The sequence below is a fragment of the Shewanella sp. KT0246 genome (assembly GCF_019654955.1).
Classification (GTDB): domain Bacteria; phylum Pseudomonadota; class Gammaproteobacteria; order Enterobacterales; family Shewanellaceae; genus Shewanella; species Shewanella goraebulensis.
Map to the genome: position 1 here is coordinate 1 of NZ_BPEV01000072.1, position 8,737 is coordinate 8,737.

6 protein-coding genes are annotated in these 8,737 nt (G+C 39.7%); 2 read left to right on the top strand and 4 right to left on the bottom strand.

The genetic code is table 11. The features are described from left to right. Positions 1-244: 244 nt before the first annotated feature. The 4 genes from K5Q58_RS20180 to K5Q58_RS20195 form a co-directional block, all read right to left on the bottom strand. Positions 245-1,792 (bottom strand): AbgT family transporter, encoded by a 1,548-nt coding sequence (locus tag K5Q58_RS20180; protein WP_220755653.1) that lies wholly within the window; start codon positions 1,790-1,792, stop codon positions 245-247. Positions 1,793-2,101: 309 nt separating this feature from the next. Continuing rightward, positions 2,102-2,764 (bottom strand): SDR family oxidoreductase, encoded by a 663-nt coding sequence (locus tag K5Q58_RS20185; RefSeq protein WP_220755648.1) that lies wholly within the window; start codon positions 2,762-2,764, stop codon positions 2,102-2,104. Positions 2,765-3,032: 268 nt separating this feature from the next. Beyond that, the gene (locus tag K5Q58_RS20190) at positions 3,033-3,302 is read right to left on the bottom strand and encodes a hypothetical protein (protein WP_220755649.1); all 270 of its coding nucleotides are present in this window, start codon (positions 3,300-3,302) and stop codon (positions 3,033-3,035) included. Positions 3,303-3,493: 191 nt separating this feature from the next. Continuing rightward, a complete protein-coding gene (locus K5Q58_RS20195; protein WP_220755650.1) occupies positions 3,494-5,509 on the bottom strand; it encodes an NADPH-dependent 2,4-dienoyl-CoA reductase in 2,016 nt (671 codons plus the stop codon). A gap of 163 nt (positions 5,510-5,672) precedes the next feature. Between K5Q58_RS20195 and sppA the strand changes: the two genes are divergently transcribed. Next, positions 5,673-7,514 (top strand): signal peptide peptidase SppA, encoded by a 1,842-nt coding sequence (gene sppA, locus K5Q58_RS20200; protein ID WP_220755651.1) that lies wholly within the window; start codon positions 5,673-5,675, stop codon positions 7,512-7,514. A gap of 197 nt (positions 7,515-7,711) precedes the next feature. Then, on the top strand, positions 7,712-8,731 hold the full coding sequence (ansA, locus tag K5Q58_RS20205) for an asparaginase (protein WP_220755652.1): 1,020 nt from the start codon (positions 7,712-7,714) through the stop codon (positions 8,729-8,731). Positions 8,732-8,737 lie beyond the last annotated feature (6 nt).

The following is an 8,737-nucleotide window of genomic DNA, read 5'->3' on the forward strand; positions in this document are numbered from 1 at the left end:
ACAGCGTTCATGTCTTGAATAATGATGACACCATAACTTGAATCAATATTAATTTGTGGCATAGAAATTTTAAGTAAAACACTCTTTATAAGATTAATTAATGTCAATTATAGTCGTTAACAGATAAATTCAACCAGTTGGTATTTGATTATTTGATAACTCTAATGGCCGTCATTAATAATTATCGGACGCAAAAAAAAAGCAGCGTAAATACGCTGCTTTAAATCTGTAATGATTTGATAAATTATCCGTAGGTGTAACTCGCACCTAAACCTAAAGGAAAACCAATTGACCAATAAATTAATAGCCAAGCACTCCAGATCGATAATAACGCCAAGCTAAATGGCAGCATCATCGAAATCAAGGTTCCAATCCCAATTCCCTTTACATAGCGCTGACAGTAAACAACAACCAGAGGGAAATAAGGCATAAGTGGCGTAATGATATTTGAGCTTGAATCGCCAATACGATAAGCCGCTTGCGATAAGTCAGGACTGATATTTAACTGCATTAACATTGGTACTAACACAGGACCGATTAACGCCCATTTAGCTGATGAAGAACCAACAAACAGGTTTACAAAACCGACTAAGATAATCATCCCAACAACGGTCACTTCTGCAGGTAAATTTAATGCTTTGAGACCACCTGCGCCTTCAACAGCGATTAAGGCTCCCAAGTTTGAAGCAGAAAAAGCCGCTACAAACTGAGCACAGAAAAATGCCATCACAATATAATGAGACATGCCACTCATTGACTTCGACATTGCCTGCACAACATCTGACGATGTTTTAAAGCTGCCTGTCATGTAGCCATAAACTAAACCTGGTAACATAAAGAAGATGAAAATTAACGGCACAATTGATTGCATCAATGGGGCACTAAAGCTCGTTAGCGATCCATTGGCATCACGCAGCGTAGACGTTTCAGGAATAGTCAGTGAAAAGAAGCCAACAATCGCAGCTAACATCACAGCAGAAGCAATTCTAAATGCCTTCATTTCTTTAGCGCTAGCTTCATCCATCGCCGGTAAGTCAACTTCATCACGGTTAACTTTATGGGATTTATTGAGTCTTGGCTCAAGAATTTTATCCGTTAAATACCAAATAACTAGCGTAATCGGAATACATGAAGATGCAGCAAAGAACCAGTTGTTTAACGGATTAACTTGAATCTCTGGGTCAACAATTTGCGCAGCCGCTTGGGTAAAACTCTGCAGTAAAGGATCGATGCCAGATGGGATAAAGTTAGCACAAAATCCGCCAGAAACACCGGCAAACGCAGCAGCAATACCCGCTAAAGGATGACGACCTACAGTAAAGAAGATAACGCCAGCTAACGGTATAACCACCACGTAGCCTGCATCAGTTGCGGTATGTGAAATAATACCTACAAGCACAACTGCTGGTGTTAAAAACTTTGCAGGAGTCACTTTAAGCATTTGCTTCAATGCAGTATTGATAAAGCCAGACTGCTCAGCAATCCCCACACCTAACATCGCAACTAATACAACACCTAAAGGAGCAAATGCAGTAAAAGTAGTCACCATCGAAGTCAAAAAGTGCGTTAACGCATCTGCACTTAATAAATTATTAACCTCAATAGGGTTATTGGTTCTTGGATCGATTGCTTCAAAATTAACGCCCGAAAGCAATGCTGAAATAACCCAAACTGCAAACATTAAAATTAAAAATAACATAGCCGGATCTGGGAGTTTATTTCCCACTCTCTCAATGCTATCTAACGCTCTACCTAGTAATCCCGGAGCTTTCTCCGTAGAGTCACTTTTCATCGTCATCACTTCCTACCTTGTCAGTATTTGGCAAGTTACTGTGCAAATAAAATAAAAATTATTGCACAAACAATCGCCAAAAATCTGCTTAATATAATTTTTAGCCCTAAAGAATAAACAAAGAGTCTGTAATCAAACTTAAATTCAAACCTAAGTAGTACATAAAACAGTCACTTAATAGACAAAATAAAACAAGATTTTTGAAATTGAGAACTAAGACACTTACGAGAATTTACTGTTGATAAAAATTAAAAATGTAATTTAATATAGAGATCAAACGCCCTCTTCGATAATTCAAACAACATTATCTTACCAAGGTAATGTTTGACCGTTAGAGTGCTTAAATACACCTGACGAGTCCATATCTAAATCATTAATGAGACTCACAATTCGGCCTGCAGATTCTATGGCCGAAATATCACCACCATGGTTCACCATATCCGTTTGCACGTAACCTGGATGATAAATTCCCACTGCAATATTCTTATCAGATAAGTCGTGGCTTAAAGACATAGAGGCCGCATTTAACGCCGCTTTCGACATCCGGTATCCATAGCGTCCACCAGAAGTATTATCTTCAATTGACCCCATACGCGAAGTGATCATAGCGACTTTACCACCCGCATTAAGTTGATTTTGTAAACTAGCAACAACCCTTAACGGCGCAACAGCATTAACTTCAAACTGTTGTCTGATGGTATCTAAATTTAGATGAGATAATTGCTCATCCCGTAAAATACCCGCATTACAAATTAAAATATCGATAGCAACACCTGCTAATGAAGTGTGCATGTTATGGATACCTTCATCGGTAGCGACATCAATTTGAGTAATCACATTAATATCTAATGCTTCTAGTTCATCAGAAGTGTGGCGACATAATCCAAAAACCTTGAATCCTTGTTGTTTAAACAAACTTGCTAATGCTAAACCAATGCCTCTATTGGCACCTGTAATCACAACGTTAGACATTTCTATATCCTATAAAAATAAGTTAAATCAATCATAAAAATAAGTAAGCAAAAACTTAATACAAAAAGTATCAATAAAATTTGCACATACCAAGACCTAAATTAATGCCATCTCTAGTTGTATAACCATAACCTTAATAGAAAGACTCTTTACCTTTTACTGATAATAACCGACCGTTGCGCCTTTATTTACTGTATTAGAAAGGTAAGATTTAATAGCTTGCATAATAACGCCACGAAACTTTTGCTCTGTTTCGCTTGAATTACCATCATATCTTGAATATAAAAAATAATGCTCCATCACCAATCACTCTGCCATAAGCTAACAACGCTACATCACTGTAAATACCAATATGGAATATAGAATTAATCAGACTAAACTGCGCCAAGGCAACGGCCATTTCACCCCAGCCAGCATCTTTTCTGAGCTCATTAAATTGGTTTACGCTTGGACTGCTGACACTGAAACTTAAGTTTTGATCTTGATGTATCTTTTTTACTGAGTCATCGAACAAGTTTTGTATTGTTTGCTGGTTCAAATATTACTTCCCGTAGGACACTTGAGCACTAATATCAGTTTTGAGCTCTAATATCAGTTTTGAGCACTAATATCAGTTTTGAGCACTAATAATAAATTATGAGTGCTAACATGACACTTATAAACTTTCAAAAACAAAAAACCTAGCAAAATGCTAGGTTTTATCGACACAATAAGCAATTTAATACAGAGTTAAATCGTCATCGCTAACTCAGCACCTTGTCGAATAGCACGTTTTGCATCAAGTTCAGCAGCAACATCAACCCCACCAATTAGGTGGACTGGAAGTCCGGTCGCTTTCATATCATCAACTAAACTGCGGTTAGACTCTTGGCCTGCACACAAGACGACATTATCAACAGCGAGAACTTCAGATTGTTCACCAACTTTAATATGTAAGCCTTGCTCATCAAACTTTTCGTAACTGACACCAGTTTTCATTTTAACTTGGTGCTGTTTCAATACACTACGGTGGATCCAACCCGTTGTTTTGCCTAAGCCTTTACCCATTTTAGTGGTTTTACGTTGCAGTAAGTGCACTTCACGTAATGGTTTATGTGGCTGAACATCCATTAAACCGCCAGCGTGTTCGTAGTCTTTATCAATTCCCCATTGTTTAAGCCATTTATCTGGTTGTAATGTGGTTGACTCTTGCTCACATAAGAAGTGGGCTATATCAAAACCGATCCCGCCAGCGCCAATTAAGGCGACCCTTTCGCCAATATATACTTCACCTTTCAGAACCTGCTGATAATCAACCACTCTTGGATTATCAAAACCTGGCAAATCTAGTGAACGAGGTACTACACCGGATGCGATAATCACTTCATCAAATTTTTCTTGAACAAACACTTCCGCATCTAATCTTGTGTTAAGGCGTAATTCAACATTATGCAGTTTCATTTGATTAGTGAAATAGCGGATTGTTTCATCAAACTCTTCTTTACCTGGAATTTTACGGGCTAAGTTAAATTGGCCGCCAACTTCAGATTTAGCTTCAAAAACGACCACTTCATGCCCACGAGATGCAGCATAAACTGAAAACGCCATACCTGCAGGGCCTGCGCCCATAACAGCTAAACGTTTTTTATTGGTTGTAGGAGAGAAATTAATTTCGGTTTCATAACATGCACGAGGGTTAACCAAACACGTGGCACGCTTTAGCGAGAAAGTATGATCTAAACAAGCTTGGTTACAGCCAATACATGTATTAATTAATTCACTGGTTCCTGCAGCGGCCTTGTTTACAAACTCAGCATCAGCAAGGAAAGGACGCGCCATCGACACCATATCAGCTTGTCCAGAAGCTATAATGGACTCACCAATTTCTGGCGTATTAATACGGTTTGTAGCAATCAGAGGTACCGATACTTCAGATTTTAATTTTTCAGTGACCCAAGAAAAAGCACCGCGAGGAACACTTGTAGAAATAGTTGGAACACGCGCTTCATGCCAACCAATACCGGTATTGATGATGGTCACACCCGCTCTTTCAAGCCATTTAGCCAGTTTAACGACTTCATCCCAAGTCGAACCGTTGTCAACTAAATCCAGCATTGAAAGACGGAAAATGATGATAAAATCATCCCCAACTTTTTCGCGTATCGCTTTAATGATTTCAAGTGGAAAACGTGCGCGTTGAATAAATCCACCACCCCACTCATCTGTACGTTTGTTAGTGCGCGAACTAATAAATTGATTGATCAAGTAACCTTCTGAGCCCATGACTTCAACGCCGTCATAACCCGCTTTTTTAGCAAGTTTGGCGCTAGTAGCGTAATCGTCTATTGTCCCTCTAACCTGTCTTGCAGACATTTTAGAAGGGGTAAACGGAGTAATAGGAGACTTAATTTTACTCGGAGCTTGAGTAAAGGGATGATAACCATAACGACCGGCATGCAATATTTGCATACAGATTTTCCCGTCTGCTTCATGCACGGCGTCAGTTACAATGCGATGTTTACGAACTTGCCAAGGAAAACTTAATTGACAAGCATGTGGCGCTAAGCGACCACGAAAATTCGGTGCAATACCGCCAGTGACAATTAAACCACAGCCACCCGCTGCTCGTTCTTTATAAAATGCGGCCAGTTTCTCAAATCCGCCCTTTTCTTCTTCTAGACCTGTGTGCATTGAGCCCATCAGTACTCTGTTTTTTAACTGAGTGAAGCCTAAATCTAAGGGTTCTAATAAATGTGGGAACGACATTCAAACATCCTTTTTAAACAAGTGATTTAAACTAGCATACAACGTGTAATTAATAAGCTCAATGCTTTAACAAGGCTATTGTTAAAAACCGTTACAATTCAATTTACCAAAGCCGGTCATAATCAGTTAGCATTACAGTATTAGAATGTTATAGGAGTGGCTAATGTCCGCCAAACCATCAATTATAAAACGAATTTTTACCCTGATCTGGAAAACCATTAACGGTATTCGCAAAATCATCCTTAACTTAATCTTTTTCGGTTTCATTGCCATTATTGTTGTAGCACTAAGCGCAGAGGATGAAATCGTTGTTGAAGATCAATCTGCTTTAGTGTTAAACCTTGCTGGCAGCATCGTTGATCAAAAGCGTCATGTAGACCCTATAGAAGCCCTATTCAAACAAGGTAAGAGTAATGATCCTGAAGGCGAAGTGCTGCTTTCAGACATTATTTATGTCATAGAAAGTGCCACCCAAGACCCACGCATCAATACTATAGTTCTCCAAATGAGTAACCTACGTGCTGGCGGGATCAGTAAAATGACTGCCATAGGTAACGCCCTTAATGAGTTTAAAGAAGCTGGCAAAACGGTTGTTGCCTTTGGTAACTCTTATGAGCAAAACCAATACTTCCTCGCCAGTTACGCCAATAGCATTTATCTCAACAATAAAGGTGCTGTGTCTCTGGAAGGCTTAAGTAGTTACCGTTTATTTTATAAATCTGCACTAGAAAAATTAAATGTCAGTACCCACGTGTTCCGTGTTGGTACCTTCAAGTCTGCAGTTGAACCTTTCATTCGTGATGACATGTCAGCCCCTGCTAAAGAAGCAAGCAGTGCGTTACTGAATGATATTTGGCAAAACTATGAATCTATAGTGGCGACAAACCGTAAGATTAACGAAAACGACATTGTATTAAGTCCGCAACGCTACTTAAGCAAACTTGATAATGTATCTGGGGACTCTGCGCAATTAGCCATGAATATGAAATGGGTTGATGAACTGGTATCTGATGAAGCATTCCGTTTAGCAATGGTAGAAAGAGTTGGTACTAATAAAGATGGCGAATCATATAAGCAAATTTCATTCTCTGATTATTATGCTGCAGTAAAACCAATCCCTAGCTTAATCGAACAAGATTCTGTTGGCATAATTGTGGCTAAAGGTAATATTCTTAACGGCAAGCAACAAGCAGGTCAAATCGGTGGAGAAAGCACCTCAGCACTTCTTAAAAAAGCCCGCTTTGATGATAAAGTTAAAGCCGTAGTCTTAAGAGTTGACAGCCCAGGTGGTAGCGCATTTGCTTCAGAGAAAATCCGCCAAGAAGTCATTGCATTAAAAGATGCAGGTAAACCTGTTGTAGTGAGTATGGGTAGCCTTGCTGCATCTGGTGGCTATTGGATTTCAGCCAGTGCTGATTATATTTACGCTACGCCAACGACATTAACCGGTTCAATTGGTATTTTTGGTATGTTTGCCACCTTTGAGAAAGCTCTTTCAAATTGGGGCATTAATTCTGATGGTGTTTCAACCTCAGAATGGGCTGGTATTTCAGCAACACGCGCTTTAGATCCGAACGTATCAGCCGTTGTACAACGTCACATCGAACATGGCTATCATGAATTTATCTCATTAGTAGCTGAAGAGCGTAATATGACCCTAGAACAAGTTGACCGTATCGCTCAAGGCCGTGTTTGGTCTGGTACGCGCGCTGTTGAATTGGGTTTGGTTGACGAACTAGGGGATATCGATAGCGCTGTAACAAAAGCAGCTACACTTGCTAAAATCGAAAAATTTGATACTAAAATAATTGAAAGAGAACTCTCAACCGAAGAAGTATTTGTGCAGAAAATGTTAGCCACAGCATCACCATACCTGCCTGCTGCTTCGACGCAATCTCCAATGCTTGAACAGCTATTCAGCGAATGGTCATCTGTAGTTGAAGAGTTCACCATGTTTGATGACCCTAATGGCATGTACCTATATTGCGAACACTGTAATTACTAGTACTTCAATTACAGCAATTATGGGCAACAGTTAGCTGAATTTTGGCCAGCACAAAGCTCAAGCGTTGTTAGGTTAAACTGCTCAAATTGAATAATATTCAAAAATGCCCGCATTGCGGGCATTTTTATTGGGTTTTAGTTAATCGAAGACGTATAATTTGCAGATCTGATAATTTCCAGCTCCGAGAACCGACTTCAATGACAAAACGTTCTATATATGTCGCCTACACAGGCGGTACCATAGGTATGCGCAAAACTGACCACGGCTTTGCACCCGTGGCAGGCTTTTTAACTGACTGCGTAAAATCTATGCCTGAGTTTTATCATGAAGAGATGCCAAGCTTTGTTATTAATGAGTACTCGCCGTTAATTGACTCATCTAATATGGCTCCGACAGACTGGCAACTTATTGCTAACGACATTAAAGACAATTACGACAAGTATGATGGCTTTGTCATCTTGCATGGCACGGACACCATGGCGTATACCGCCTCTGCATTGTCATTTATGCTGCAAGGCCTATCAAAGCCTGTGATTGTGACTGGTTCGCAAATACCGTTAGCTCAGCTTCGGTCAGATGGCCAAACTAACTTACTTAACTCACTGTATATCGCAGCAAATTACCCAGTTGCTGAAGTCTGCTTATTTTTTAATAACAAACTGTTTCGTGGTAACCGCTCAACCAAAGCCCACGCTGATGGTTTTGATGCCTTTGCATCTCCTAATTTCCCGCTATTACTGGAAGCTGGAATAAAAATTAACCTGAGAGCTGGTAAAGTCACTGTACCCAATGAAGCACCATTAATGCCTCTTGAAGTCATTAACATCAGCCCACAGCCTGTGGGAGTGATTACACTTTATCCAGGAATATCTACTGAAATTTTTGCCAATATCTTAATGCAGCCTGTCAAAGCATTAATCCTACTAACTTTTGGCGTCGGTAATGCCCCGCAAGACAAAGCGCTATTAGATACGTTAAAGCAAGCTGATGAACGTGGAATTGTCATTGTTAACTTAACGCAATGTTTCCAAGGTAAAGTCAACATGGGCGGTTATGCAACAGGTAATGCTTTGGAACAAGCTGGGGTGATCAGCGGCTCCGATATGACTATCGAAGCGGCATTAGCTAAACTTCATTATTTACTATCAAAAGATTTAACTGCAAGTGAAGTAAAATCAGCGATGAAGAAAAACCTATTAGGCGAATTAACCGAATAACCCATC

What these genes read in the sequence shown, in the direction of transcription:
- K5Q58_RS20180 (WP_220755653.1), bottom strand. Translation starts at nt 1,792, where the DNA reads ATGAAAAGTGACTCTACGGAGAAAGCTCCGGGATTACTAGGTAGAGCG.
- K5Q58_RS20185 (WP_220755648.1), bottom strand. Translation starts at nt 2,764, where the DNA reads ATGTCTAACGTTGTGATTACAGGTGCCAATAGAGGCATTGGTTTAGCA.
- K5Q58_RS20195 (WP_220755650.1), bottom strand. Translation starts at nt 5,509, where the DNA reads ATGTCGTTCCCACATTTATTAGAACCCTTAGATTTAGGCTTCACTCAG.
- sppA (WP_220755651.1), top strand. Translation starts at nt 5,673, where the DNA reads ATGTCCGCCAAACCATCAATTATAAAACGAATTTTTACCCTGATCTGG.
- ansA (WP_220755652.1), top strand. Translation starts at nt 7,712, where the DNA reads ATGACAAAACGTTCTATATATGTCGCCTACACAGGCGGTACCATAGGT.